Origin of the sequence: Paenibacillus sp. NRS-1781, assembly GCF_050467745.1 — a bacterium.
Classification (GTDB): Bacteria; Bacillota; Bacilli; order Paenibacillales; family Paenibacillaceae; genus Paenibacillus; species Paenibacillus terrae_A.
Genome location: NZ_JBITPI010000015.1, coordinates 206,272 through 231,975, shown reverse-complemented (window position 1 = coordinate 231,975; position 25,704 = coordinate 206,272). Strand labels below are relative to the sequence as shown.

Here is a 25,704-nt window from a genome sequence, read left to right as displayed (position 1 = left end):
GAGAATAGAATAACTCCAACCACATCGCAGCTTACTGGAAAAAATAAAGGTGTCCCATATACCGCAGCTCACACAGGTATATGGGACACCCTTTTTTATAGGATTACTATTTGGATGCTTCGCTTTGGGTCGTCAGAGGCTGTATGGGTACAGTAATCTCTGCTTCTGGTTCGTCCGTTGTATAGAAGAACATGTAGATAGAAGCCTCGGTTCCCTTGAAATTCTTATAGACATCAACCGCTTTGTTATTGCTGTCCCCTGTAAAATTAGCAGAGATCGGTTTGCCCAAAATCCGTTCTTTACCCAGGCCAATATGAGTCTGGTTGATCCCGCCAAAACGAGCGTCCTCGCTTTCAGTTTCTACGAACAAGTCCGCCCCTTGCTTGTAGTAGGTCCACTTCACAGGATAACCGCCGATTTGTGTAGTTAGCGTCTGTTTTTGTTCAGAAATATCCGTTAAACGCTGCGGCGTTTTGTCATCCGAATGGATCGTAACCTTATATTTACCCGTAAAAGTACTCGGTGTGTCCTTGGTAATCACAAGATCAGAGGGTCGTTCAAAACGGATGGTGGTCAGATCAGGAGTGCTACTGGGTGATGACCATTTGTTACCCTCTAACGTTTTACCGTTCACGGAAAGGAAGTATTTTTGATAAGGTATATCGGCGAATTTCTTCTTGCCTCTGATCGTGAGACGGATTTGCGTAGGTGTGACAACCATCTGTTCCATTGCGAAATTCGGATTTCCTTTCTCCAGCGGGATATTCAGTGCTGACTTGATTGTTCCGCTTTCCATCCGCTTTTTGCTTAATTGCAGTTCAAAATTCATCGGTTCGGCTATACTTTTCTCGGTTTTGGCATATTGCAGCTTGTAAGTAATTTGTCCTTCCGGTATATGTTCCCGCATAAAATATTGCTGTGCTGTATACTCCCCGTTATCTCCGGGTGTGCCAAAAGCCCCTCCAGGCTGCGCCATCACAGGCTCTCCGCCTTTGTAGGCAATGATTTGCGGATTATCCCATCTCTTGGGTATCGACGAATCGAAGGTAATCGCCGAGGACAGCATCAGTTTATCCTTCCCTTGTTCAAATGCTTGTACCTTTATGTCGTGCATTCCGTCACGATCCAGTGTGAAAGTTTGTATTTTGGGAGATGGGGTATCAAGCGGTAAATCCAACTCCTGTATGCTGTCAAGCTCTACATGTTCTACGGTCAGCCGCATGTTCTCTGTGTCCTGCTGCGGTGTCCAGTCACTTTCAAAGTACCCGTTGTACCGTTGATTTTTTGGGTCCCATTGCTGAAAGTTATACTCCCCTTCACTGTTTTTCCCCGTGGCGTTTTTAAGTGATATGCCTTTGACATTCCAAAACTCGTTGTCTGCCCGTTTTCCGACCTCCAGGCTGTACAGGATCACGGTCCGGTTCTCATCGACAATAGCTGTATGTAGCGTTAGCTTCACACCGTCTCTGGTCACAGACTGCTCCAGCGGTTGCCCAAGGTCTTGATTTAGAGCCGTCTGAATGCCGCTTCTTCCGTGTAGCAAATTGTCCCAATTATAATGGATGGCGGCATAGACGGGAACTGCAACCAGAAGTGCGCTCAGAGAAGCAGTTATCGTTATTTTACGCCAATTTTTGTGTCGGCGTGGAGTAACGGCTTCGGAATGGTCCGTCGTGGTAGGCGCAGTATACCCTGCCTGTTCCATACGGCTCCACATGTTCTCAAAATCGGGATAGGGAACTCCCGCATCATCATTTAGTTTATGCTTCAAGGTTTCTTCTATTTTGCTCATAGCTGTCTCCTTCCAACTCGGAAATCTGTACGCCTGCATCCCGCAGTATTCGCTCCATTAACCGAAGTCCTTTGTGCGTCCTTGATTTGACAGTCCCTAGTGGGATTTCCAACAGCTCGGATATTTCCCCTAAAGTAAAATCATGCATATAGCGAAGTGTCAGCACAGCGCGGATTTTGGCCGGAAGACGATTCATATAAACAGCCCATTCCTCTGCGGATTCGCGCTCCTCCACCAGCCTGTCTACAGGCTTGCTTTCGATCCCGGCAAATAAATGAGGATTAGCTGACACCTTCATATGCAAGCTGTTCCGGCGTTTAAGGTAATTCAGACAATGGTTTACTGTAATTTTCATAATCCAGGCTTTTAGGTGTTCGATGTGTTCACGATTGCTGCGAAATAGGGTGATAAACACTTCTTGAGTTAAATCTTCTGCATCCGACGGGTCATGAACCATATAGTAGCAGGTTCGATATACATCCCGTTGATACCTATCAAACAACTCTCGATTGCTTTCCAATATTCGCTCTCCTTTCCTGTGCAGGTTATCTGTATAACAACTGCCGCTCCAAAAAGGTTCATTTGTTGTGAAAATTAAACGTCTGCGTCGATGTATTTCGCTTTTCTTCAAATGTACCATGTTTTATCGAACGCAAAAGAAGCCTGTAAATCTCAAAAACGGCAGATTTACAGACTTCTTATAGTTTTCAGACAAACTTCCGCTTAGTCAGCCACCCGCACGAGCGTTCTGCCCTGTGAGCGAGCCGCCAGGATGTCCTCCAGCGCGCTTGGCAGGTCAGCCAGCCCGATTTCGCGCTCGACGAGCTGCTCCAGCTGTTTCGGCTTCCAGTCGCTGCCGAGCCGCTTCCAGATCGCTACGCGTGTTTCATAAGGGCAGAAGACGGAGTCTATGCCCAGCAGGCTTACGCCGCGCAAAATAAACGGCAGCACCGTGGTAGGCAGCTTGGTGCCTGCCGTCAGGCCGCTCACGGCAACGGAGCCGTTGTAGGCGATCTGGCTGAGCAACGAAGCGAGCGGCTTGCCGCCTACGGGATCAATAGCCGCTTGCCAGAGCTGCTTGCTCAGCGGGCGGATGCTATCCGCGCCGTCGTAGACCTCATCGCGGGAGATCACCTCAGCTGCTCCAAGCGCCTTGAGGTAGTCGTGCGCCTCGGCTTTGCCGCTGCTGGCTACGACATGGTAGCCCCTCTTGTCCAGCAGGGCAATCGCGGCTCCGCCTACGCCCCCCGTTGCTCCGGTGACGAGCACCTTGCCCTGATCTGGCGTAACGCCGTTTTGCTCCAGCCGATGCAATGACAGGGCTGCGGTAAAGCCGGCTGTCCCATAAATCATGGCCTCTCTTGGTGTAAGTCCGTCCGGAAGCGGAACCACCCAGTCCGCAGGCACACGCGCATATTCGCTGAATCCCCCGAATTGAGACACACCGAATCCGTATCCGGTAACGAGAACGGCTTGTCCTTCGCTGAAACGGCTATCCTCCGAAGAGACGACAGTTCCCGAGCAATCTATGCCCGGCACGAACGGATAGGCTTTGACAATATTGCCATCCTTGCGGGCGGCAAGCCCGTCTTTATAATTGACGCTGGAATAAGCGACACGAATCAATACTTCTCCAGCAGGTAAACAGCCAGCTTCCAAAGAGCGTACCTCTGCTTGAACTTCACCGTCCTGCGTCTGATCGACGACAAGGGCCTGAAATGATTGAGTCATCTGTAAAAGCCTCCTTTATTGCAATATAAGCCTTTGATGGCCGAACATTTTTAGTATACTTCACAAATCGTGCGTTAGCAGTGTACAACCATCCGCGCAGCCTGTCAGCGGCAATGCTCACAGCCCCATATTCTATTATACCCTTCTGGATTTCAATAAAGTTCGATAATCAATTGTGAAGAAGGTGATAAATGAATTCTTACGCGTTTTGCAAATCATTTTACACAAACGGGATGTATTTTCAGAAAGACTGTGCTAACATACCCTTTGTTCGTTAAATAATTCTATGAAGTAAGGTGAATGAATGACAACCAGAGCACTAAAAAAAGGGTCGGTATTGTCCGAAGCCAAGGAACTGAATTTGTTCCATTTGACCTGGCCCATTTTCCTCGAATTGTTCCTGTTTATGCTAATGGGCAGCGTCGATACGTTCATGATCAGCTCTGTATCTGATAATGCGGTGTCGGGTGTAGGCGCGTCCAACCAAATTATTTCAATTGCTATCCTTGTACTGGAGGTTATCGGCAACGGCGCTGCTATCGTCGTAGCTCAATATATCGGTTCTAAAAAGCTTGTCGAAGCGGCCCAGGTTACGGGTACGGCCATTACCTTGAATTTGATGGTAGGTCTTTTGCTTAGCGTGATTTTTCTTGTGTTCGGTACTCATATGTTGCAATGGCTTAACGTCAAGGGAGATATTCTGGTTTATGCGGAATCCTATATGAGTATCGTCGGGGGTGCCATTTTCCTTCAGGCACTGATCAACGCGCTGGCGGCGACGATTCGTACACATGGTTTTACCAAGGAAACGATGTATGTATCCATGTTGATGAACGTGATTCACGTCATCGGTAACTATGTTTTGATTTTCGGACATTGGGGAATGCCTGCGCTCGGTGTAGAGGGGGCGGCTATTTCTACGGTAGGAAGCCGCTTTATCTGTCTCCTGATCTTCTTTTGGCTAATGTACCGCGTAACCGAGGTGCGGGTCGAGTGGAAATATTACGTCCAATTGTCCAAAAAGTTTATCGCCAAAATTTTGCGTATTGGTGTACCATCCGCGCTGGAATCCATCATGTATCAGTCGTGTCAGCTCATTTTCACACTGTACGTGACCTATCTGGGCGCAGAAGCGATGGCAACCCGCCAATATGCCAATAACATTTCGAGCTATATTTACTTGTTCAGTATGGCGGTCGGCATGGGTACAGCCATCGTGGTCGGAAGGCTGGTCGGAGCCAGACAGAAGGATACCGCTTATAAACGTGTAATGAGTAGTGTAAAATGGGCGCTTCTAGTGACTGTGATTATTGATGTGATTATTATCTTTTTCCGCGTGCCCTTGCTCAGCCTGTTCACCGAAAACCCTGAGATTATTCGCTTGGGAGCGCAGGTGATTTTACTTAGCATTCTGTTGGAAACCGGTCGGACGACGAATATCGTTATTATTAACTCGTTGCGTGCTGCTGGAGATGCCAAGTTCCCGGTCTTTATAGGACTGATCTCCATGGTCTGCATGAGCTTGCCGCTCGGTTATCTGCTTGTGTTCAAGCTGGATATGGGACTCGCTGGTGTGTGGTTGGCGATTGCCGCAGATGAATGGACTCGTGCCTTCATTATGTATGCCCGCTGGAGAAGCCGTTTGTGGGAAAAGCATGCGTTGGTGGAGCACGATACACCAGATCAGCCAGCAGCCCCAGTTCCGGTACACTGATTCGAGGATCATTTATGATGATGTGGAGGCAGTTCAAGAGAGCATCTTGAACTGCCTCTTTTTGCTGCTCTGAGAGTAAATAGTAGTTGTATAAGCTGATCTAAAAAATGTACATGGAAAACGGAGTAGGCGGAATGGTGCTGTACAAGCGAAGCACCATCCGTCTGCGCAGTGGCACGATAGGTAACTTTTAAGTTCAGATTATATAATCATGGTATTCATAAATAGAAGTATGGTAAATTTACTAAAAAAAAGATATACTTTTGTTGCGCTAATGCAGTGCATGTTGTACATGAGGGACAAGGAGTGTATCCATGAAGAAACCGACGATTGAAGATGTTGCCCAGAAGGCGGGAGTGTCTAAAAGCACCGTCTCGCAATTTCTGAACAAACGATATAAATACATGAGCGACCAGACCAGAGACCGGATTGCCGAGGTCATTCGGGAATTAAATTATCAGCCCAACGGGCTGGCCCGCAGTTTAAAACAGAACCGGACGTTTATGGTGGGTGTCATTGTAGCCAACATAGATTATACGCTGTCGATCCAGTCGATTCGGGCTATTGAGGAGGAATTGCAGCGTTTTGGCATTCAGGTAATCATCTGTAACGCTGACGAAAACCCGGACAAGGAGAGCCAGTATATTGAGATGCTCAAGGCTCGTCAGGTGGACGGATTGATTATTTTCCCGACAGGCAAGCATGCGGATATTTACAACCAGCTCATTCGTGAAAAGTACCCGTTGGTGTTTTTGGATCGTCTGGTAGACGGTGTGAACACGCGCAGCCTGTTGCTGGATAACGAAATGGCGGTCAAGCTGGCGATTCAGGAGCTGGTGGCCCATAAGCATGAACGGATCGCGCTGATTACCCTGCCGCTGGGACTGAACCGGATTACTCCAAGGGTAGAGCGGTTGAGCGGGTACAAAAAGGCGCTGGAGGAGCGTGGCTTGCCCTTTCGGGAAGAGTACATGCGGAGTGTGTCGAAGGAGGATATCCAGCAGACGCTGGAGGAGCTATTTCAGTTGCCGGAGCCGCCGACTGCGCTGTTGGCCGGGAACGATATCGTGCTGGCAGAGGTACTGAAATATGTGAATGCCCGACGTAAACGCATTCCGGCCGAGCTGTCCATTATCGGAATTGACGATGCAGAGTTTGCCCATATTTACAATCCGCCGATTACGACCATTACGCAGCCGATTGCGGATATGGGAAAGCAGGCTGCAAAGACGCTGTTGTCCAGCATCGAGGAGGGCGGCGAATCGGTTCCGATCATTTACCGCTTTGTGCCTGATTTAAACCGGGGTGAATCTGTCAAAACGTTGTAGGTGAACTTCTAATATCACATCATACAAAATAACCCGTATTCCTGTCTGCGTTATAAGCCTGCATATACTTGCTCAGGCCGCGCATAAGTGAATACGGGTTATTTGAGTTATCTCTGAAGCTGCCTAACTCACCCTTGTTGAGCTTGTGGAACCAGCGATGAAGGAAAAGGCAGGGGTAAGAAACCTGCCTAATTCGTGCTGGCGCTGAGCAAAAAGGACTCCAGCTCGGATCGCGTAGGATAGCCGTCCATGTCTCCGGCTGACATGACAGCCAGTGCGCCGAGGGCGTTGCCGCGCTTGACCGCTTCAGCCAGGGGCAAGCCCTCCAGCAGTGCGCTGATGACGCCAGCGGCAAAGCCGTCGCCCGCCCCAACGGTATCGACGACATGCTCCACTCGGAAGCGTTTTACATATCCTTCTGCATCGGCGGATTTATAATACGCGCCTTCTGTCCCTAGCTTGATGATGACCAGCGAAGTACCACGGTCAAGGTAGAAGGAAGCGATATCCTCAGGTGAGGTGTAGCCTGTCAATATTTTACCTTCATGAATGCCTGGCAGAAGCCAGTCGCAGCCCTCAGATGCCTCGTTAATAGCCTCTACCATCGTTTGCGTATCAGGCCATAGCTTGGGTCTGAGGTTCGGATCGAAGGATACGGTTTTTCCTGCCTTTTTCATAAACTGCCGCGCATGTCGGGCGAAGTCACGACATTCGGGAGAAAGGGCGACAGAAATACCTGTAAAGTGCAGGTGGCGTGCCCCGGCAAAGTATGCCTCGTTAAAATCGGCGATGCTTAATGTGGAAGCGGCAGAGTGTCTGCGAAAATACTCGACCTCCGGATCTCCGCTGGTGACTTTGGATTTAATCAGCATCCCGGTAGAGTGGTCTTTGGTAAACATGACGTTCTGGGTGTCGATTCCCTCCTGACGCAGCGCCCCGGCAATGAATCTGCCGAATGCATCCTCGCCTAGTTTGGTCACGAGCCCCGCTCGTAGTCCCAAACGTGCCAAACCGGACGAAACATTCGTCTCCGCCCCGGCCAGCGCTTTGGTGAACGAACGCACCTCATCCAGAGAGCCTGCTTCATTGGCATAAAACATGGCCATCGGTTCTCCGAAGGTAACAGCATCCAATGTTGCGGTCATTCAAAATTCCTCCTTTGTTTAGTAAACTAAATCTGTAAGCGCATGCACTAACTGAATAAATTGAAATTATCACATAAATCGGTTTTTCACAATGAGGAAGTTAATATATTTGTTAAAAACTTTTTTGGATAAAGTAGATAAAAAAATATGGATTTGTTTATCAAACGGTAAAAAGAGTGTAAAAGTTCGTGCATATTAAGGGTTTTTCAAGGAATAGTGAAGAATTGGGTTGACACCCCCATAGATAATTATTACAATTCTAGCTAAGAAGTAGAGTTAGAAACCGCTTTTATAACAATCCCATTGATAAAAAAGTTTATCTAAACAGGAGGAATGTTTTTATGGAAATGCGTTATTCAACTCATCCCGAACATGCCAAGCATTTTACGACTGAAGAGCTGCGTCAGCACTATTTGATACAGGAGCTGTTTGTGCCTGAGGAAGTTAAGCTGGTTTATACGCATGAAGATCGTGTCATTATCGGGGGCATTTATCCCGTGAATAAATCCGTTGCGCTGGAAGGCAGCGATCAAATCAAGGCGGAAACCTTTTTGGAGCGCCGGGAACTGGGCATTTTTAATGTTGGCGGCAGCGGTACTGTAAAGGTAGACGGTGAAACGTACGAGTTGAACACGAAAGACTGTCTCTACGTAGGCAGAGGGGGCAAGGAGTTGATCTTTGAAAGCGATTCCAGCTCGAAACCTGCAAAATTTTACATTGTGTCGGCACTGGCTCATACCACGTATCCGACAGCGAAGCAGTCATTTGCCGATGTACCGTCTGAAAGTCTGGGCGCGCAGGAAACAGCCAACAACCGCACCTTGCGTCGCTTTATCCATGATGAAGGCATTCAGAGCTGTCAGCTGGTTATGGGGATGACGACACTGGAAAACGGCAGCGTATGGAACTCCATGCCGACACACGTTCATGACCGTCGTATGGAAGTGTATTTCTACTTTGAGCTGGATGAAAATTCCAGAATGTTCCACATGATGGGTGAGCCGAACGAGACGCGCCATCTGGTAATGAAGAATGATGAAGCGGTTATTTCGCCACCTTGGTCTATTCACTGTGGTGCGGCTACTGGCAGCTATACCTTCATTTGGGGCATGGCTGGCGAAAATAAAACGTACAAAGACATGGATCAGGTAGCCATGAGCGAGCTGCGTTAATCCGGCATATTGGAGCGGGGTACTTGCAAGCGGCTAATGGAACATAGCCATCCCATTCGTGGAAAGGATCATAAACATGACGAAAAAGAAAGTTTTGGAGCATATCACTTCGGTTGGGGTTGTCGCAGTCATTCGGGGAAACACAGCGGAGGAAGCGTACCAAATGTCCAAAGCCTGTATTGAAGGCGGTTTGGACAATATTGAGCTTACGTTTACCACGCCGGATGCGGATCAGGTGATTCGCAGATTGAGAGACGAATTTAAGGATCGGGCTGTTATTGGTGCGGGAACTGTACTGGAGCCGCTGACAGCGAGAATTGCTATTTTGGCTGGAGCAGAGTTCGTGGTGAGTCCTTCTTTTGAAGAAGAAACGGCGAAGCTGTGCAATTTATACGCGATTCCCTATATGCCCGGTTGCATGACGCTGAATGAAATTAAGGAAGCGATGAAGCTAGGCAGTGATATCGTGAAGTTGTTCCCTGGTAGTGCCATGGGTGCGGATTTTGTCAAGGCGATCAAAGGGCCAATGCCTCATGTGCAAATTATGCCAACGGGCGGCGTCGATCTGGATAACATGGAAACATGGCTGCGCAACGGAAGTGTCGCAGTGGGCATCGGGGGAAACCTGACAGCTCCGGCCAAGGATGGCCGCTACGATTTGATCACAGAGAACGCTGCGCGTTATGTAGCTAAATATAAGGAAGTTCGTGCAGCGTTGTAGGATTCATTAGAGGTATATATTTTAAATTAAATTATGATGGAGGCGTAAGTATGGGTCTGGATACTTTTTCATTGGATTTTTTCAGCCTAAAAGGTAAAACGGCAATTGTAACGGGTGGCAACAGCGGCTTGGGTCAGGGATATTCAGTAGCCTTGGCTAAAGCGGGCGCGGATCTGTTCATTGTAGCTAACAATGATGATTATGAAGAAACCAGACGTTTGCTGGAACCTACAGGTGTGAAGGTTGTCTTTCATCAGGCCGATCTGACGGAAAGAGAATCCATTACAAAGATTGTAGAAGAATGTGTCAAGGCATTCGGTAAAATTGATATTCTCGTAAACAACGCAGGTACGATTCGTCGTGCTCCTTTGCTGGAGTACAAAGATGAAGATTGGGACGCTGTCATGGAAATCAACCTGAATGCTGTCTATCATCTGAGTCAGGAAGTAGCAAAGGTGATGGTTGAGCAAAAAAGCGGGAAAATTATCAACGTCGCTTCCATGCTTGCTTTTCAGGGTGGAAAGTTCGTTCCGCCGTATACAGCAAGTAAGCACGCAGTGGCTGGCTTGACCAAGGCGTTTGCCAACGAGCTGGCGGTTCATAACGTTCAGATTAATGCGATTGCCCCTGGTTATATTGCTACGGCGAACACAGCTCCAATCCGTGCGGATGAGAGTCGCAATCAGGAAATCTTGTCGCGTATTCCTGCGGGACGCTGGGGAGATCCGTCCGATTTGATGGGGGTTGTTGTTTTCCTCGCAAGTCAGGGCTCCGACTATATGAACGGTCATATCTTGGCGGTGGATGGCGGCTGGCTGGTACGTTAAGCAGCACTGGATGCATCTAAGTCATGGACCGAAAGCTGCCTCAAAAGGAAAGCATCCTTTCGGGCAGCTTTTGTTTGTTTGGCTGTAGCTGTATCCGTCCTATGCATATGGCATAAATGCCACTATAATTTAATGAGATCAAAATTGCTCAGGCTCCAGCCGTACACTCGGTTGGAGCCTTTGAGCATAACACAGATAGATTGGAGAATGGAGAGATGAGTTCACAGCAACACCAACGAGCTTTGGTATACAAATCCTTGTGGCATGCCGGTCCTTGGGTGCTTGCCGCAGGGATCATTCTGGTAGGTGCCAATCTGCGCGCCTCGATTACCTCGGTAGGACCTCTTATCGGTTTGATTAAGGATTCTTTGCATATTTCGAATACACTGAGTGGCCTATTAACGACATTGCCGCTGCTGGCTTTTGCCCTGTTGTCGCCTTTTGTAGCCAAACTGTCGCGCCGCTTCGGGTCGCCTCTTATTATTTTTGCAGCCTTGCTGCTGTTGACCGCAGGTATTGTGGTGCGCTCAACGCTGGGGGTGACCGCATTATTTGCTGGGACAGCCATGCTGGGATTGGCTATTGCCGTGTGTAATGTTTTGCTGCCCAGTTTGATCAAAGAGGAGTTTCCTCGCAACAGCGGACTGATGACCGGCGTATATTCAGTATCCATGAATGTAGTCGCTGCAACAGCATCCGGTCTGAGTATACCGCTGGCTCTGAACGGAGGTCTGGGCTGGCGCGGTGCTTTGGGAATATGGGGGATTGTGGGTGTCGTAGGTATTTTACTCTGGGTGCCCCAGCTTCTTAAGGCGCGCAAAACGGCCAATAAAGCGGCAGTGTCTGCCCGAACCGTGAATGTGTATACATCGTCTTTGGCTTGGAAGGTGACACTGTTTATGGGGCTGCAATCTGCTCTGTTCTATGTTCCTGCCGCCTGGTTTCCCCAAATGATGGTTGGACAGGGAATGGATTCAGAGACTGCGGGATGGATGCTGTCCGTGCTGCAGTTTTCGCAAATGCCATTTACTTTTATTGTGCCTATTTGGGCAGCTCGGGTAAAGGATCAGCGGGTATTGGTTCTGATTATGGCTGCGCTGTATTTTATCGGTCTGGGTGGATTTCTGCTTGGGGCTACACAGTGGAGTGTGATTTGGGTGATTTGTATCGGTATAGCTGGTGGTTTTGCTTTCCCGTTGGTGATGATGTTCTTTAATTTGCGAACGCGGACACCGCAGCAGGCAGCAGAGCTGTCTGGTATGGCGCAATCCTTTGGTTATTTGCTAGCAGCGACAGGGCCGACGCTGTTCGGTTATTTACATGATGCAACACAAGGCTGGACCATTCCGCTGCTTCTACTCTTGTGTCTGAGCGTTTTGCTCATGTTTACAGGGCTGGGTGCAGCCAAGAAACGATATGTCGGAGGCGAGGTGGATGATCAGGCTGCAATTTGATACAGACGGTTATAGTGTAATCTGTAGTGCAGATCGTGTTATGTTGTTGGCTAAAGAGTTTGCGCTACTGCGCTTTCTATACGATAACCGGAATCAGGTGTTCACCCGGGAACAACTGCTGGATCGTGTGTGGCCGCTGGAATATCCGGTGGAGCGCACGGTGGATGATCATATCTACAGATTGCGTAAAAAGCTCAAGCCATGGAATGCTCTTCGTATTCATACGGTCCGGGGGTATGGCTACAGCTTGACCCTTACTGGCGTGCAACGACAGAATCATCCGTCCCTGCGCGATCAGGAGGTACAAGACGCTGTCCACGGACTGTTACGGAAATACCAATTGCTGGGACAGGGGAATTCCATCGTGGCGCTGGCTGCTCAGCAGGAGCAGATGGGGTTCGAACTGTCTCCTTTTTTATCAGATGTATACCCGGTTTGTGCAGGCCGATATATTGTGGTTTTTGGAACGGGAGGACTTTTCTCCTAAAGATCGACTGTACTGGATGTTACTGCTATATATAGGTACAGCAGGGGTAACGGATCAGAAGCTTGCTCTATGTGAGCGGGCGCTTTCCAGTGGATTACTATCCGCCGAGCAGGAGCGGGAATTGCGTATTCTCAACATCCTGGAGGCTTATGTGGAGAATGGACAACCTGAACGCGCACTGGAGAGACTTCCGCTGACTTTTGCAGTGATGGAGCGGGATGAGCTGGACAAATTCGTGATGCCTGTTGCGCTGATGGAGATGTACATGCATTTGACCGCCAACCGTATGGAGGAGGCTAGGGTACTATCCGTTCGATTGGAAGGGATGCTATCTGAGGCTCCGTATTTGCGGGAGCTGGGGCGTTATCGGATGATGCAGGGATTCATGCTATTGCTTACCGGGGGAGCGAACGAGGCCGAGCGGCTACTGGATGAGGGGCTGGATACGCTTGATATGGCTAAACAGGAGCTGCTTAAAATCAAGGCGGTCTGTCAAATCTGCGGTTTTTTGAAGCGTTATGGTGGCTTTCCTTCATTGGAAAAGAAATATACGGCTCAATATGAACGGCTTGATCGGGACAATGGCTTAACGTTACATGGTGCGACGCTGGGGCTTTGGTTGGAGCGAACCCTTTCTGCGATCTGATGTTTTTCGCTGTCTGACTTTCCTCTGATATAGGCCCGCTAGAATGTTCTTATTGCTACTAATGCAGAAAATGAGAGCAGGGTGAATAGAAATGAAGGAAAAGAAAGAATCAGAATCCACGCCTAGCATTTGGCGCAACGGCCGTTTTCGGCGGATGTTTGCGGCGCACATGGCTGCTTCCTTTGGCGATTGGTTTGATGCCATCGCTATTCAGGTGCTCGTCGCTTACCGCTGGGAAGCCGATCCCATGCTAATTGCGCTGATTCCGGTAGTGATGGCGCTACCGGGTCTGCTGCTAGGCTCTATCGCGGGCACGTTAGCCGACCGGGTGCATAAGGCCCGGCTGATGATGGGCTGCGATGCAGCTATTGCCTTGCTGACGCTGGCGATTCTCGCTGTTCCGGGCCCGGCGTGGCTGTTGCCTCTGCTGGGTTTGCGCGCGGCGGCTGGCGTATTCCAAATGCCCTCACAGCAAGGCTTGACCCGCACTGTAGTCGCCAGCGGCGACCTGTTCCAGGCGACCTCGCTGAATGGGCTGGTCAATCAGGCTTCCAAAGTGGCGGGGCCATTATTGGGCGCCATGACCTTGGCTGTGCTGTCGCCCCAAGCCTGCATTATCCTCAATGCGCTGCTGCGCCTATGCTCCGGCCTGGTGTTGTGGCCGCTACGCGGAATCGGCCCCGCCCTCGACAGCATAGAGCAGCATGCGACTACTGCTGTGCTGCAAGGAAAGCCGGATTCGCCAAGCGAGGCTGAGGCTGATGAAGCCGAGCATCGGAAGGAACGCGTCGGCGCATCCCGTTTTTTCAGCCAATGGCGCGAGGGCTGGGCGTTCCTATGGCGCAGCCGAATGCTTTTGCATACGCTTGTGTTCGGACTTTTCGGCATGATCGCCATCCTTATGATTGACTATCAGTTCCCGACGCTGTTGCGTATGCTCGCTCCGGGTAACGAATCTCTACTCGGCTGGCTGGTTTCAGCCATAGGCGCTGGTGCCGTCGCTTGTATGCTTGTGCTTAATCGCTTGAATCGCATAAGCGCAGGCTGGGGGCTCGGTGGAGGTTATGTACTGGTTGGTGGAGCTATTGCTGCTTTAGGCTGGGCGCAACCGGGGACAGGATTACCCGTGCTGCTTATGATTGGGGCCATGCTGGGCGTGGGAAACGGCCTGTATATCATCACCCAGAATTACATATTGCAAGCCGGAACTCCAGCAGATATGGTGGGGCGCGTCTTCGGTATCCAAAGTACCGTGACCGGAGCGATCATGATCGTCTCACCGCTTATTGGGGGTGTCATGATTCGTATGGTCGGACCAGGCACTACCTTTGTCTGGATTGGAGTGACGATTGGGGCTTTGGGTTTAGTCGGACTCATGCTTCAATCCGTCATTTGGTGCGAGTCACCTGCTGATTTCAACAATTCTGCTGTGAAAAATGCCGACCCTGCACAGTAGGAGCTGGCTTCCGAATTTCGTGACGGAATATATCCGCATTGCCATTAATGAACAGGGGAATATGGGAAAAGGCTACGGAACCGAAGCGCTTGTGCTTATGCTTGATTATGGATTTGGTATCTGTAATCTGCATCGAATCGAGCGAAAAATAGGCTTTCAACGTGAAGGCGTGCAACGGGATGCTTTATTTTATAATCATCAATACCATGACTCGATTCCGATGAGTATGCTGTCCTCTGAGAACCGTGTGTCCTCTATGTAGAAAAAGCAAAAAACTGATTCAAAGCATTTACAGGGGTTTAATGAAAAGGTATAATAAAGACATATATGTGTGAACTAACGTAGGTTACTGAACAACAACATAAAATGAAAATGATTACTGGAGGAGCCTGTCACCAAGGCTCCTCTTTGTCTTTTTTAAGGGGATCTGTATTTACGGGTTCCTTTTTTGTTGTGTTCAGGGAACGTCAGACACATATTTTGCGCAAAGTTTTAGCATTTTATCAATATTAGATGTCTGAAATTTGATTAAGGGAGGTATATGAGCTATGCAATTTATATTGTATCTTTTGCTGATTCTGCTGTTTACTAAAGTGGCTGGTGATCTGTCGGTAAGGCTCGGTCAGCCTTCGGTGCTGGGGAAGCTGATTGCTGGTATTGTACTGGGTCCGGCGGTATTGGGATGGGTTCAGGACAATACACTTATTCATGATATGTCTGAAATCGGAGTGCTGCTGCTGATGTTCATTGCCGGGCTGGAGACGGACCTGGATCAGCTTCGCCGTAACTGGAAGCCTGCGGTAGCCGTAGCAGTCGGGGGAATTATTTTGCCGCTGCTTTGCGGTTTTGCAGTCGGAGAAGCCTTTGGATTTTCGGTGCATGAAGGATGGTTTCTTGGAGTTATCCTGAGCGCTACTTCCGTCAGCATTACGGTACAGGTGCTAAAGGATATGAACAAGCTTAACACCCGGGAAGGCTCGACGATTTTGGGCGCAGCGGTGCTGGATGATGTGCTTGTTGTGGTGCTGCTGGCAGTGCTGATGAGTATATTTGGGGTAGGAGGGGGAACCTCTCTGGGGCTTCTTGTCGGCAAAAAGCTTCTTTTCTTTGTCGTCGCTATATTCGGAGGTTGGTTTGTGGTTCCCTGGATTATGAAAATACTTTCTCCGCTCAAGGTGACAGAGGCCACCATTACCGCTGCTTTGATCGTTTGCTTCGGGTTTGCGTATTTTGCAGATATATTGGGTATGGCTGGCATTATCGGAGCCTTCGCTGCCGGGATTGCCATTTCGCAAACGAGCTTTAAGCATGTCGTGGAAGAAAAAGTGGAGCCTATTGCTTATTCCATCTTTGTCCCTGTGTTTTTTGTCAGCATTGGATTAAATGTTTCCTTCGAGGGAGTAGGGCAGCAGATCGGCTTTGTCGTTGCATTGACGCTGGTTGCAATGGTGACGAAGTTGATCGGTGGCGGGATCGGGGCGCGTCTGACCGGCTTTAATAACCGTTCTTCGCTCGCGATTGGCTCCGGTATGATATCTCGCGGCGAAGTCGCGCTCATTATCGCAGCTACTGGGCTGCAAACGGGTCTGCTGGCACAGCAATATTTTACATCCGTCATCATTGCTGTCATTTTGACAACTTTGGCTTCACCTCCGATTCTCAAGCTGTGCTTTAGCGATAAGAAATCTCCCGGCCATGAGCAGAAGAAGGAAGCCGAGGCCTGATAATATTGAGAGAATCATTAAGTCATACCTAAAAGACCCTTCGGGTTCATATCCCACAGTATGCATGGAAAGTCCGGTTTGTGGCAAAACCGAATGTTCCGTGACATATGGGAAATGACCGAAGGGTCTTTTTTATACAAATATGTTCGGATTAGGTGCAGGGATTAGGACTCCGATACCACGGTGAAGCGTTGGTTCAGATGCTGTGGTTTCTCGATTTCGTCAATTACAGCTACCGCATAATCTTCATAGCTGACATAGCTTGCGCCTTTGGAATTAACTTGCAGCACATCTTTGCCAATTTGATAAGAGCCTGTGCGTTTGCCAAGAGCAAATTCAGCCGAAGGACTAATGAAAGTCCAGTTCAGATCGCTGGTTTCATGCAAAATTTCCAGGTTCTTTCCTTGATTATTAGCCGTTGGGTATACAAAATCCGGGAAATCAGGTGTGTCTTTTACCAACAAGGTTTGGGACTCATCTGTGAACAGGCTGCCTGCGCCGCCCACAACAATCAGGCGAGTACTGGACACATTACGCAGTGCTTCAATCAGAACGTTCCCTGCATCTACATGCAGATGCTCTTGACCGAATGGAGCGGCAAAAGCGTTAACGACAACGTCAAAGTCTTTCAGGTCGTCTGTTTTCAGGTCAAAAATGTCTTTTTGTACCACGGTTGCACGGCTGTCTGTTACTTTGGCAGGATCTCGAACGATCGCTGTTACTTCATGCCCTCTGTCCAATGCCTCTTTAACAATGTTGCCTCCTGCTTTACCGCCTGCACCAATAACTGCAATTTTCATATTAAATAGCCTCCTATACATATGATCTAGATGATTCATTAGTTTGATCGTAAGTTCATCCTGTCCATTCACAAACTTGTATATGTAACTATTATAGTTACATGTAAGAATGAAAGTCAAGCCCTTGTATTGGGCATATGCCTAAAATGAAGCCGCTTCACGTTCGCTGAACAGATGATAATATAAAATTTGAAAGAGTTGATGGAGGGATAGAGGATGGGAGAACAGCGATTTGCTGCGCAGAAGAGAACGGCTGTTTTGGAGCGTATGGAGGGAGAGCATTTTGATATTTTAATTATTGGTGGCGGGATAACAGGTGCAGGGATTGCGCTGGATGCCGCTGACCGTGGCTTGAAGACAACGCTGGTCGAGATGCAGGATTTTGCGGCAGGTACGTCCAGCCGATCCACGAAGCTGGTGCATGGCGGCCTTCGATATTTGAAGCAGTTTGAGGTTAAAATGGTAGCTGAGGTCGGGAAGGAGCGGGCAATTGTATTCGAAAATGGCCCGCATGTGACCACGCCGGAGCGTATGCTTCTTCCGTTTCACAAGGGAGGTACGTTTAACGCATTTACCACTTCTGTCGGACTGCTGGTATATGATTTTCTCGCCGGGGTTAAGCATAGTGAACGCCGCCGAATGCTGGATATTCGGGCTACGTTGGAGCGGGAGCCTTTGTTGAAGCGGGAAGGACTCAAGGGGAGCGGCAGCTATGTGGAGTATCGTACGGACGATGCCCGCTTGACGATTGAGGTCATGAAGGAGGCTGTTGCGCGAGGGGCTATAGCTGTAAACTACGCCAAGGCTAACAAGCTGCTGTATGATGACAGACGAATCAGCGGCGCGAGCGTAATGGATCGGGTAACGGGGCAGTCTCATGAAATCCGTGCTTCGCTGGTTATTAACGCCGCCGGACCGTGGGTGGATACGCTGCGGGAGTTGGATCGGTCCAAAGAAGGCAAGGTACTTCGCTTGACCAAAGGTGTCCATCTGGTGTTCGATGCCAAGCGATTCCCGCTCAGACAGGCCGTTTATTTTGATACACAGGATGGACGGATGGTATTCGCCATTCCCCGTGATGGGAAAACGTATGCGGGTACAACCGACACGGTATATGAAGGGGATACAGCCCATCCCCGAATGACCGCCGAAGACCGGACCTATGTACTTCAAGCGATCAACGGCATGTTTCCTGAGGTGAAGCTGACCGTCAAGGATGTGGAATCGAGCTGGGCAGGTGTACGGCCGCTCATTTATGAGGATGGCAAAAGCCCTTCGGAAATTTCTCGCAAGGATGAAATTTGGGAATCCCGCTCCGGCCTGATCACGATTGCGGGTGGCAAGCTGACAGGCTACCGGAAAATGTCCGAGCTGGTTGTAGACCGTGCGGTACGGGAGCTGGGGCGCTTGCATGGGCAGACCTTCCGGGCATGCCGCACCAGGCACATCCCGGTCTCGGGCGGTAACGTAGGCGGCTCTGCCGGTTGGGATGCCTTCGTGAGCGGGCAAGCGGCAGCAGGTGCTGCGCTCGGATTGCCGCCAGAAATCGCCAGAGCATGGGCCACTCGATACGGCTCCAATGCGGAGCGGCTGTTTGCCATAGCGGCACGCAGCATGAAGGAGGCCAGCGAGACGGAAGCGGCGCTGCCTGTGGAAGTGTGTGTCCCGCTCCTGTATGCCATGGAGCAGGAAATGACGGTGACACCGTCTGATTTTTTCATACGCCGCACCGGAGCGTTGTTTTTTGAGATTGACGGAGTGAAGCGTTGGAAGCAGCCCGTCATTGCGCTGATGTCTGAGCATGCAGGCTGGAGCGCCGCGCAAGAGCGACAATATGCGGCAGAGCTGGATACTTATTTGCACGAAGCCGTGACGCCTGTTGAGGCTGAGAAGAAACCCGGGCTGTTAAAGCGATCTGATGGTACGGGAGATAAGTAACTCTTACTTCCGAATAGACGAAGAAGCTTCGTCCCGCTACAGCTAGTGGAGCGGAGCTTCTTCGTTTTGTATATCAGAGGCAGTGTCCATTCAATATCTTGCGCTTTACTGAGCTTACAGCATCAAGTGGAACAGGAACGGCGCAGCCGCCAAGGTAAAGAGGGCGGCGAGCACCATAGAGATGCTGGAAATCGTGCCCGTCAGCGAACTGAACTCGAACGCTTTGGAGGTACCTGTACCATGAGCACCGGTACCGAGCAGTACACCGCGCGAAACTTCATTTTCGATATGGAACAGCTTCACGATCATCGGACCGATAATGAGACCGCTCAATCCGGTTAAAATAACGAACACAGCCGTGACTGTCGGATTACCGCCAATCGTTTGTGAAACATTCATGGCAATCGGTGTCGTAATGGAGCGAGGAATCAGGCTGCTCATCAGCGAGGAATCCAGATGCATCCATTTGGCGAGTACCATGGAGGATACTACGGCTACGACTGAACCGGACAGCACGCTAAGCACGATTTGGGTCGCATGTTTTTTCAGCACAGGGAAATATCGGTACAAAGGGACGGCGAATGCAATCGTGGCTGGTTGGAGCAGCATGGAGAGCAAATGGGCACCCGAATTATAGGAACGGTAATTTATACCCGAAAGCGTCAAAATTAAAATAATAATGATCGGTGTAATGAGTAGTGGAGACATATACACCTTGGGGAGCGTGCGGTACATGCGTTTGGCCATCCAGTAAATAGCAAGCGTCAATACAATACATAGAAGACCGATCATGATGATTTGTGCTCCTTTCGTTTGCCGAGCAGACTGGCGATCATGCCTGTGCAGGCCATCACAAGAAAGGTACCAAGCAGTACGACCAGCATAATGCTCATACCATCGTGCTCCAGCATCGGCCAATAATTCATAACGCCGACAGCGGAGGGAATAAAGAATAATAGCAGCTCGGCCAGCAGCCAGTTTGCGCCGATCTCAATCCAGCTTAGGCGGATCACGCCCGTTTGTAGCAGAATAAAGAGAATCAGCATGCCGATAATGCTACCGGGTACAGGCAGGTGGAGCCAGGAGACCACCGCGTTCAGGATGAGCGAAAAGGCCATCAGGACGGCGATCTGGAGGACACCGCGTATGAAGCTTTTCATATATATTGGCTCCTATCTATGAGTTCCGTTATTTTTCAAACTGTAATGAAATTTTACATCACAAGTTTTCATGAGTAAAATGCATAGAAAGAATACGATGTATTCCGTTTGTCTATGGAAGAGGGTGATGGGATGGATATCCGACATTTACAGTATTTTTTGGAGGTCGCGCGCTTGCGCAGCTTTACGAAGGCGGCCCAGAGCATGTTTATTACACAGCCGACGATCAGCAAGACGATTAAAAGCCTGGAGGATGAATTGGGTGTCGCTTTGTTTGACCGGATCGGCAAAAGAATCGAGCTGACGGACGCGGGCAAGGTGATTGAGCTTCAGGCGCAAGCGATTGTGAAGTCCTTCCAGAGCTTGTCCTCCGAGCTGAATGATTTGATGAACCTGAAAAAAGGGCACATCCGTATCGGTCTGCCCCCCATGGTCGGATCGAGTTTTTTTCCGCGTGTCATTGGGGAATTTCACAAGGCATATCCCGATGTGACCATTCAGCTATTTGAGGATGGGGCAAAAAAAGTAGAACAGGACGTAGGCGCGGGCGCACTGGATATCGGTGTCATTGTGCTGCCAGCGAGCGGGGATATATTCGAGACGTTTCTGTTCGTGGAGGAAAAACTGAACTTGCTGGTTCACCCTACGCATGTACTGGCAGAGCGTACAGAGGTACCGCTGGCAGCGCTGGCGGAGGAATCATTTGTGCTGTTCCGCGAGGATTTTACACTGCATGACCGTATTATTGCAGAGTGTGTCCGGGCTGGCTTCCAGCCGCATGTCGTCTATGAAAGCTCGCAGTGGGACCTGATCAGCGAAATGGTTGCTGCGAACTTGGGGATAGCGTTGCTGCCCGAAGCGATTTGCCGTGAACTTGATTCTGAACGATTGCGTGTTATTCCACTCGTTGATCCCGTCATTCCCTGGCATCTAGGGATGATATGGCGAAAGGATCGGTATCTGTCCTTTGCCGCGAGGGAATGGATTACGTTTACGCAGGAACTACTGCGGACGGAGTACCGAAGAAAGCAGTAAGCGAGGAAGTAAGGGAAGAAATAGTAAGATGGGGGTGTCCTACCGGAAAGTTAACACGTACAGGTAAGTCAGCGGAACACGAGGCTATGTACAAAAAAAGCTGCCCGTAAAGGGCAGCGGTGTAGCTTTCTTTTATGGATGTGCCTGATTGTCACCATTTATCGCTCGCTTGGTGTGGAGATACTTGTCCATAATTCGGTCAAGCCGAGAGGATTTGACCAATACACGTTCATCCTTTAATCCATGTAAGGTTGCCATACGATTTAGTTCGCAGCGTTCTTTTTCCATGAGTTTTTCCAATTGTTCGAGGTCCAAAAAGCCCACCCCCCATGTCGATTGTAAGGCATGTCTCCTCTAACGGCAGAAGATTTTCTAATACAAATCTTATTTCCATTTTACCACTTTTTATTAACAATAATCCAGCTTTCCAGACATTTAGCGACTTATAATTATCGTTTTGCTATTTCTACCCGATTGCGTCCTGAGCGTTTGGCTTCATATAGAGCGTTGTCCACCTTCTCCAATAATTTATCCGCTGCAATGGTAGGAAAGCTTCCTGCTCCGATAGATACCGTCAGAGGAACGATGGTTCCATCATTTAGTTGAAAGGGGCCGTTTTCCACAGCCTTTCGAATCTTTTCGGCAAAGCTCGCTGCCTTCTGGCTGTCGCAATCTTCAATCAGAATAGCAAATTCTTCTCCGCCTTTACGGGATGCATACGCTCTCAGACCTGACTCCCGGTTTAGTAAAATCCCTAATTGGTGCAGTACGGTGTCTCCATTCAAATGACCATGCGTATCATTAATACATTTAAAGTGGTCAATATCCAGCATCACGAACCCAAAAGGTTGCTTTGTAGCCTTGGAAGTATGAAAGACCTCTTCAAATAGCGCATCAAAAGCACGCGGACTGTATAATCCGGTTAAATGGTCCCGATTCGCAGCCTCTTCGAGTAGATGAATGGCCCGTTCTGTTTTTTTGATATGTGACACCATAAAATAAGTGAATAGACCTCCAAGCATCGTAATGGTTGCGAACAGTATTGTAATTTCAGGATTGGGATGCTCAATTAGATAGAAAGTAGCTAACAGCGACACGACAACAGCTCCAAGCACAGCCAACATCCATTTTCCGAATTTTAATTTTTTTTCTCGAATAAAGGCAAGGGAAACAGCCAGTGTCAGGATGCTATTGGCAGTAGCAGTCAGAGAAATATCGGTCCAACCACCATTGAGGTAAATACGGTACAGGCTTATGATCAGGGTGGCCAACAGACCGGATATCGGTCCTCCCATATAAACGGATATGATAATAGCCAATTGGCGCAGATCGACTACAAAATTTCCGCTGATTAAACCAGTCATCATTAATAGAATGCCAAACAGGCCTAGCATTAAACCGTTCATTACCCGGTAAAGGAATACATTTTTTTCTAGGTAACGTTCGTATTTTCGGGAAAGTAAATTACCAAAGAATAAGAAACTCGTTAATAACGCAAAATTATTGATTAGTTCTTTTAACATATCCCTATCCCTTATGATTGTAATTTGAGTTGTAGTGTCGTTCAGATGTGAAAGCTAAAAGCCCTATTTCTATATTTCGGAAAAAAGAGGTCACGAGTGAATACCAGTTAGATAACAAACAATCCTTTTGCCTCTTACGTTTCGTCTATCTACGTGATACAGTGAAAGGACTATGACCGGAACGGGTGATCGTATGAAGGAACCAATTAACATATCGGTGCGACCCCTTGTGGAATATATGCATCGGAGCGGCAGCATTCACGGGGGTTTCCACTCGAACAGCAGCATGCTGGAAGGAACACGCGTGCATCAGCTTATCCAAAAAAGCTATAAGGAGCATGACCGCAAAGAGGTACATTTGCGCACAGAAATTCCATATGAGGGTGCTTTATTTATCGTGGAGGGCCGCTGTGATGGACTGATTGAGCTGGATGGCATATGGACGGTTGATGAAATCAAGTCGATTTCCATTCCTCTCGAAGATATTCCGGGGGATGGTCAACCTGTGCATTGGGCGCAAGCGTTTCTGTACGCCTATATGATTGCCCGCGAAGAGCAGCGCAATTCCATGCAGGCCCAGCTTACTTATGTACAGGCACACAGCGGAGAAATTCGGCGGTTCAGACGAGTGTTATCCTTTGCCGAGCTGGAGACCTTTGCGCTGAGGATGGTCGAGGGTTATGCGCCGTATGCTTTCCTGTTAAGAGCGCATGCGGAGAAACGGGATGCCAGTATTGCAACACTGGCCTTTCCCTTTGCTACGTATCGTTCAGGCCAGCGCCCTCTGGCGGGTTCGGTGTACAAGACGATTGCAGAAGGGGTCAATCTGTTTGCCAAAGCGCCTACGGGCATCGGAAAAACGGTATCTACCCTATTTCCTGCAATCAAGGCCATCGGTGAAGGGCTGGTGAGCCGGGTATATTATGTGACGGCCCGTACCACGACCCGCGCAGCAGCAGAAGAAGCGTATGCCAAGATGCAGGCCCAAGGGCTGTATATGCATGTAGTAACCTTGACGGCGAAGGATAAAATCTGCTTCAAGGATGAAAATGATTGCGATGCCGGAGCATGCAGCATGTGCGAGGGATATTACGACCGGATCAACGGTGCGGTGTCCGATATTTTGGCGAACGAGACGTTGATGACCCGAGCGGTGATCGAGTATTATGCGCGCAAGCACAGGGTATGTCCGTTTGAATTTTCGCTGGACGTGGCATATGCCTCGGATGGTATAATCAGTGACTATAATTATGTTTTTGATCCGCGTATTTCCTTAAAAAGACTGCTGGAGGAGCACAAGCGAAAAGGTGTTGTGCTGGTGGATGAGGCGCATAATCTGGTGGAACGCGGCCGGGATATGTTTTCGGCGGAAATGTTGAAATCGTCTTTTTTGGAATTGAAAAAAGAATTCAAGCTGCTAAGCCCGGAGATTGCCGGGGCGGCTAGTGCAGTGAACGCGCATATGATTGCGTTGCGCAAGCTGTACGCGGATACGGGAAAAGCAGTGAATACGGAGACGCCGCATGAGGTGCTGGAGCTGCTGGCACCTTTTGTAGAGGCAGCCGAACGTGAGCTGTTAACTGGCGCCGGTAGTACGAGCAGCTCAGGAGCGGCCTATACATTGCTGTTGGATACGTATTTTGCCGCTCAAAATATGCTGCGGATTGCAGCTTTGTACGATGAACGCTACGTTACCTATATCGAGGCGGGACGCAGTGAAGTGCGGGTCAAGCTGTTCTGCCTGGACCCTTCGCATTTGCTGGGACAGGCTGTGAAGGGCTATCGCTCGGCGATTTATTTTTCTGCGACGTTGACGCCGCTTGCGTATTACCGGGACATGCTGGGAGCGAGGGAAGAAGATTACACGTTGCAGGTTCCTTCCCCGTTTCATCAGGAGCAATGGGATGTACGCCTGCTGCCGCTCTCTATCCGTTATCGGGATCGTGAGCGCTCGAAAGGGGCCATTGCAGATATGCTGGCAGGATTGGCTGAGGAGCGCAAAGGGAATATGCTCGTGTTTTTCCCTTCTTATCCGTATCTGCGAGAGGTATATGAGGAATTTATGGCCCGGGGTGTGTCTGCGGATACGCTGGTACAAAGTCCAGGCATGACCGAACCGGAGCGGGATCGCTTTCTGGAGGCTTTTCAGCCGGGACAAGAGCGTACTCTGCTCGGATTTGCTGTACTGGGTGGCGTGTTTGCCGAAGGCGTTGATTTGCCGGGTGATCGTTTGAACGGAGTCGTAGTGGTTGGTGTCGGGTTGCCGCAAATTGGCGCAGAGCGGGATGTGCTGCGAGATTATTTTTCGGAACAGGGGCGGAATGGATTCAACTATGCGTATGTGTATCCGGGGATGAACAAGGTTCTTCAGGCAGGGGGCAGGCTTATCCGCACAGAGCATGACGAAGGCTTGCTGGTGCTGATAGATGATCGGTTTGCCAAGGAGCCGTATGCTTCTTTGCTGCCGGAGGAATGGAGAAGCTATCGTGTGACGGAACAAGCGGGATCAGGGGAGGAATGGACAGGCCATGAATTTTAATTTTCATAATGACTCTATACGCGGGGTACTGTGTAGTTTTGGGCAAGAGGAAGTAGAAGTGGACAATCTGGAGACTTTTGTGACTTTTGCGTGCTTGGCTAACGGTATTTTTAGAGAAATAGATACCGATCTTACCAAGCTGGGGGTCTCTCAGGGCCGAATCATCGTCCTTAGCCTGCTGCATTGCCATGCGTCCCACCGGATGACACCATCAGAGCTGTCAGAAAAGGCAGATGTGACGCGGGGAACCATGACGGGGCTAATCGACGGTCTGGAGCGGGATGGAATGATTGAACGGGTGGCTCACGAGAGCGATGGACGAATGGTCACGGTAGGACTAAAGGAGGCAGGACGGGAGCTGCTGGTAACGGTCGTGCCTTACTATATGAAGCTGATCCGGGCATGTATGGCCGAGTTTACGACAGAGGATCATGAGATGATGAAGGGCTTGCTCTGTAAAATGAAAAGGGGTTTTGAACGGTCCTTGCCGAAATGCTGAGTTCCTGATTGGA

Annotated in this window: 21 protein-coding genes and 2 pseudogenes; 14 read left to right on the top strand and 9 right to left on the bottom strand. The window is 49.4% G+C overall.

Translation table 11 applies throughout. The annotated features are described in order from the left end of the window. Window positions 1-106 precede the first annotated feature (106 nt). From ACIFO6_RS05725 to ACIFO6_RS05715, 3 genes are all read right to left on the bottom strand, one after another. Complete coding sequence (locus ACIFO6_RS05725; protein WP_430038914.1) at window positions 107-1,792, bottom strand: DUF4179 domain-containing protein; 1,686 nt, start codon at window positions 1,790-1,792, stop codon at window positions 107-109. Further along, a complete protein-coding gene (locus ACIFO6_RS05720; protein ID WP_430038913.1) occupies window positions 1,761-2,312 on the bottom strand; it encodes an RNA polymerase sigma factor in 552 nt (183 codons plus the stop codon). The genes ACIFO6_RS05725 and ACIFO6_RS05720 overlap by 32 nt, the downstream gene beginning before the upstream one ends. A gap of 203 nt (window positions 2,313-2,515) precedes the next feature. Then, a complete protein-coding gene (locus tag ACIFO6_RS05715; RefSeq protein ID WP_430038911.1) occupies window positions 2,516-3,523 on the bottom strand; it encodes an acryloyl-CoA reductase in 1,008 nt (335 codons plus the stop codon). A gap of 304 nt (window positions 3,524-3,827) precedes the next feature. On the opposite strand from ACIFO6_RS05715, the gene ACIFO6_RS05710 reads away from it, so the two are divergent. Together ACIFO6_RS05710 and ACIFO6_RS05705 are read left to right on the top strand one after the other, a co-directional pair. Then, window positions 3,828-5,237: an MATE family efflux transporter gene (locus ACIFO6_RS05710; RefSeq protein ID WP_430038909.1), complete on the top strand. Its 1,410-nt coding sequence runs from the start codon at window positions 3,828-3,830 to the stop codon at window positions 5,235-5,237. A 314-nt stretch (window positions 5,238-5,551) separates the two neighbouring features. Further along, a complete protein-coding gene (locus ACIFO6_RS05705) occupies window positions 5,552-6,565 on the top strand; it encodes a LacI family DNA-binding transcriptional regulator (protein WP_044644316.1) in 1,014 nt (337 codons plus the stop codon). 188 nt (window positions 6,566-6,753) lie between these two features. On the opposite strand, the gene ACIFO6_RS05700 is transcribed toward ACIFO6_RS05705, so the two are convergent. Continuing rightward, on the bottom strand, window positions 6,754-7,710 hold the full coding sequence (locus tag ACIFO6_RS05700) for a sugar kinase (RefSeq protein ID WP_283653739.1): 957 nt from the start codon (window positions 7,708-7,710) through the stop codon (window positions 6,754-6,756). A gap of 341 nt (window positions 7,711-8,051) precedes the next feature. Between ACIFO6_RS05700 and kduI the strand changes: the two genes are divergently transcribed. From kduI to ACIFO6_RS05660, 8 genes and pseudogenes are all read left to right on the top strand, one after another. Beyond that, window positions 8,052-8,882: a 5-dehydro-4-deoxy-D-glucuronate isomerase gene (kduI, locus tag ACIFO6_RS05695; protein ID WP_430038906.1), complete on the top strand. Its 831-nt coding sequence runs from the start codon at window positions 8,052-8,054 to the stop codon at window positions 8,880-8,882. Window positions 8,883-8,958: 76 nt separating this feature from the next. After that, window positions 8,959-9,603, top strand: a complete 645-nt coding sequence (locus tag ACIFO6_RS05690; protein ID WP_430038904.1) for a bifunctional 2-keto-4-hydroxyglutarate aldolase/2-keto-3-deoxy-6-phosphogluconate aldolase — start codon at window positions 8,959-8,961, stop codon at window positions 9,601-9,603. Between the two features lie 50 nt (window positions 9,604-9,653). Beyond that, window positions 9,654-10,430: a 2-dehydro-3-deoxy-D-gluconate 5-dehydrogenase KduD gene (gene kduD / locus ACIFO6_RS05685; protein WP_430038902.1), complete on the top strand. Its 777-nt coding sequence runs from the start codon at window positions 9,654-9,656 to the stop codon at window positions 10,428-10,430. A 215-nt stretch (window positions 10,431-10,645) separates the two neighbouring features. Further along, window positions 10,646-11,884, top strand: coding sequence for a CynX/NimT family MFS transporter (locus ACIFO6_RS05680; RefSeq protein WP_430038900.1), 1,239 nt, complete (start codon window positions 10,646-10,648; stop codon window positions 11,882-11,884). After that, window positions 11,865-13,017 (top strand): annotated as a pseudogene (locus ACIFO6_RS05675) (winged helix-turn-helix domain-containing protein). Before ACIFO6_RS05680 ends, ACIFO6_RS05675 begins: the two are co-directional and overlap by 20 nt. A 91-nt stretch (window positions 13,018-13,108) precedes the next feature. After that, complete coding sequence (locus ACIFO6_RS05670) at window positions 13,109-14,473, top strand: MFS transporter (protein ID WP_430038898.1); 1,365 nt, start codon at window positions 13,109-13,111, stop codon at window positions 14,471-14,473. Between the two features lie 31 nt (window positions 14,474-14,504). Then, a pseudogene (locus ACIFO6_RS05665) lies at window positions 14,505-14,752 on the top strand (GNAT family N-acetyltransferase); the annotation flags it as partial. A 269-nt stretch (window positions 14,753-15,021) separates the two neighbouring features. Next, a complete protein-coding gene (locus ACIFO6_RS05660; protein ID WP_430038896.1) occupies window positions 15,022-16,197 on the top strand; it encodes a cation:proton antiporter in 1,176 nt (391 codons plus the stop codon). Window positions 16,198-16,361: 164 nt separating this feature from the next. Here ACIFO6_RS05660 and ACIFO6_RS05655 read toward each other — a convergent pair whose 3' ends face one another. Then, window positions 16,362-16,997: an NAD(P)-dependent oxidoreductase gene (locus ACIFO6_RS05655; protein WP_430038894.1), complete on the bottom strand. Its 636-nt coding sequence runs from the start codon at window positions 16,995-16,997 to the stop codon at window positions 16,362-16,364. A gap of 216 nt (window positions 16,998-17,213) precedes the next feature. Between ACIFO6_RS05655 and ACIFO6_RS05650 the strand changes: the two genes are divergently transcribed. Next, window positions 17,214-18,935, top strand: coding sequence for a glycerol-3-phosphate dehydrogenase/oxidase (locus ACIFO6_RS05650; RefSeq protein WP_430038892.1), 1,722 nt, complete (start codon window positions 17,214-17,216; stop codon window positions 18,933-18,935). Between the two features lie 114 nt (window positions 18,936-19,049). On the opposite strand, the gene ACIFO6_RS05645 is transcribed toward ACIFO6_RS05650, so the two are convergent. Next, on the bottom strand, window positions 19,050-19,727 hold the full coding sequence (locus tag ACIFO6_RS05645; RefSeq protein ID WP_283653726.1) for a CidB/LrgB family autolysis modulator: 678 nt from the start codon (window positions 19,725-19,727) through the stop codon (window positions 19,050-19,052). Next, window positions 19,724-20,095: a CidA/LrgA family protein gene (locus ACIFO6_RS05640; RefSeq protein ID WP_014278636.1), complete on the bottom strand. Its 372-nt coding sequence runs from the start codon at window positions 20,093-20,095 to the stop codon at window positions 19,724-19,726. The genes ACIFO6_RS05645 and ACIFO6_RS05640 overlap by 4 nt, the downstream gene beginning before the upstream one ends. Before the next feature lie 132 nt (window positions 20,096-20,227). Here ACIFO6_RS05640 and cidR point away from each other — a divergent pair, with 132 nt between their 5' ends. Continuing rightward, window positions 20,228-21,130, top strand: coding sequence for a cidABC operon transcriptional activator CidR (gene cidR, locus ACIFO6_RS05635; protein ID WP_430039060.1), 903 nt, complete (start codon window positions 20,228-20,230; stop codon window positions 21,128-21,130). A 132-nt stretch (window positions 21,131-21,262) separates the two neighbouring features. On the opposite strand, the gene ACIFO6_RS05630 is transcribed toward cidR, so the two are convergent. Continuing rightward, window positions 21,263-21,445: an aspartyl-phosphate phosphatase Spo0E family protein gene (locus tag ACIFO6_RS05630; RefSeq protein ID WP_137060713.1), complete on the bottom strand. Its 183-nt coding sequence runs from the start codon at window positions 21,443-21,445 to the stop codon at window positions 21,263-21,265. Window positions 21,446-21,579: 134 nt separating this feature from the next. Next, a complete protein-coding gene (locus ACIFO6_RS05625; RefSeq protein WP_430038889.1) occupies window positions 21,580-22,653 on the bottom strand; it encodes a diguanylate cyclase in 1,074 nt (357 codons plus the stop codon). A gap of 172 nt (window positions 22,654-22,825) precedes the next feature. Here ACIFO6_RS05625 and ACIFO6_RS05620 point away from each other — a divergent pair, with 172 nt between their 5' ends. After that, complete coding sequence (locus tag ACIFO6_RS05620) at window positions 22,826-25,192, top strand: ATP-dependent DNA helicase (protein WP_430038887.1); 2,367 nt, start codon at window positions 22,826-22,828, stop codon at window positions 25,190-25,192. After that, the gene (locus ACIFO6_RS05615; protein ID WP_430038885.1) at window positions 25,182-25,691 is read left to right on the top strand and encodes a MarR family winged helix-turn-helix transcriptional regulator; all 510 of its coding nucleotides are present in this window, start codon (window positions 25,182-25,184) and stop codon (window positions 25,689-25,691) included. The genes ACIFO6_RS05620 and ACIFO6_RS05615 overlap by 11 nt, the downstream gene beginning before the upstream one ends. The last annotated feature ends 13 nt before the right edge of the window (window positions 25,692-25,704 follow it).

Excerpts from the sequence above, each read along its gene's own strand:
- ACIFO6_RS05725 (WP_430038914.1), bottom strand. The coding sequence starts at position 1,792 with ATGAGCAAAATAGAAGAAACCTTGAAGCATAAACTAAATGATGATGCG.
- ACIFO6_RS05715 (WP_430038911.1), bottom strand. The coding sequence starts at position 3,523 with ATGACTCAATCATTTCAGGCCCTTGTCGTCGATCAGACGCAGGACGGT.
- ACIFO6_RS05710 (WP_430038909.1), top strand. The coding sequence starts at position 3,828 with ATGACAACCAGAGCACTAAAAAAAGGGTCGGTATTGTCCGAAGCCAAG.
- ACIFO6_RS05705 (WP_044644316.1), top strand. The coding sequence starts at position 5,552 with ATGAAGAAACCGACGATTGAAGATGTTGCCCAGAAGGCGGGAGTGTCT.
- ACIFO6_RS05700 (WP_283653739.1), bottom strand. The coding sequence starts at position 7,710 with ATGACCGCAACATTGGATGCTGTTACCTTCGGAGAACCGATGGCCATG.
- kduI (WP_430038906.1), top strand. The coding sequence starts at position 8,052 with ATGGAAATGCGTTATTCAACTCATCCCGAACATGCCAAGCATTTTACG.
- ACIFO6_RS05690 (WP_430038904.1), top strand. The coding sequence starts at position 8,959 with ATGACGAAAAAGAAAGTTTTGGAGCATATCACTTCGGTTGGGGTTGTC.
- kduD (WP_430038902.1), top strand. The coding sequence starts at position 9,654 with ATGGGTCTGGATACTTTTTCATTGGATTTTTTCAGCCTAAAAGGTAAA.
- ACIFO6_RS05680 (WP_430038900.1), top strand. The coding sequence starts at position 10,646 with ATGAGTTCACAGCAACACCAACGAGCTTTGGTATACAAATCCTTGTGG.
- ACIFO6_RS05670 (WP_430038898.1), top strand. The coding sequence starts at position 13,109 with ATGAAGGAAAAGAAAGAATCAGAATCCACGCCTAGCATTTGGCGCAAC.
- ACIFO6_RS05660 (WP_430038896.1), top strand. The coding sequence starts at position 15,022 with ATGCAATTTATATTGTATCTTTTGCTGATTCTGCTGTTTACTAAAGTG.
- ACIFO6_RS05655 (WP_430038894.1), bottom strand. The coding sequence starts at position 16,997 with ATGAAAATTGCAGTTATTGGTGCAGGCGGTAAAGCAGGAGGCAACATT.
- ACIFO6_RS05650 (WP_430038892.1), top strand. The coding sequence starts at position 17,214 with ATGGGAGAACAGCGATTTGCTGCGCAGAAGAGAACGGCTGTTTTGGAG.
- ACIFO6_RS05645 (WP_283653726.1), bottom strand. The coding sequence starts at position 19,727 with ATGATCGGTCTTCTATGTATTGTATTGACGCTTGCTATTTACTGGATG.
- ACIFO6_RS05640 (WP_014278636.1), bottom strand. The coding sequence starts at position 20,095 with ATGAAAAGCTTCATACGCGGTGTCCTCCAGATCGCCGTCCTGATGGCC.
- cidR (WP_430039060.1), top strand. The coding sequence starts at position 20,228 with ATGGATATCCGACATTTACAGTATTTTTTGGAGGTCGCGCGCTTGCGC.
- ACIFO6_RS05625 (WP_430038889.1), bottom strand. The coding sequence starts at position 22,653 with ATGTTAAAAGAACTAATCAATAATTTTGCGTTATTAACGAGTTTCTTA.
- ACIFO6_RS05620 (WP_430038887.1), top strand. The coding sequence starts at position 22,826 with ATGACCGGAACGGGTGATCGTATGAAGGAACCAATTAACATATCGGTG.
- ACIFO6_RS05615 (WP_430038885.1), top strand. The coding sequence starts at position 25,182 with ATGAATTTTAATTTTCATAATGACTCTATACGCGGGGTACTGTGTAGT.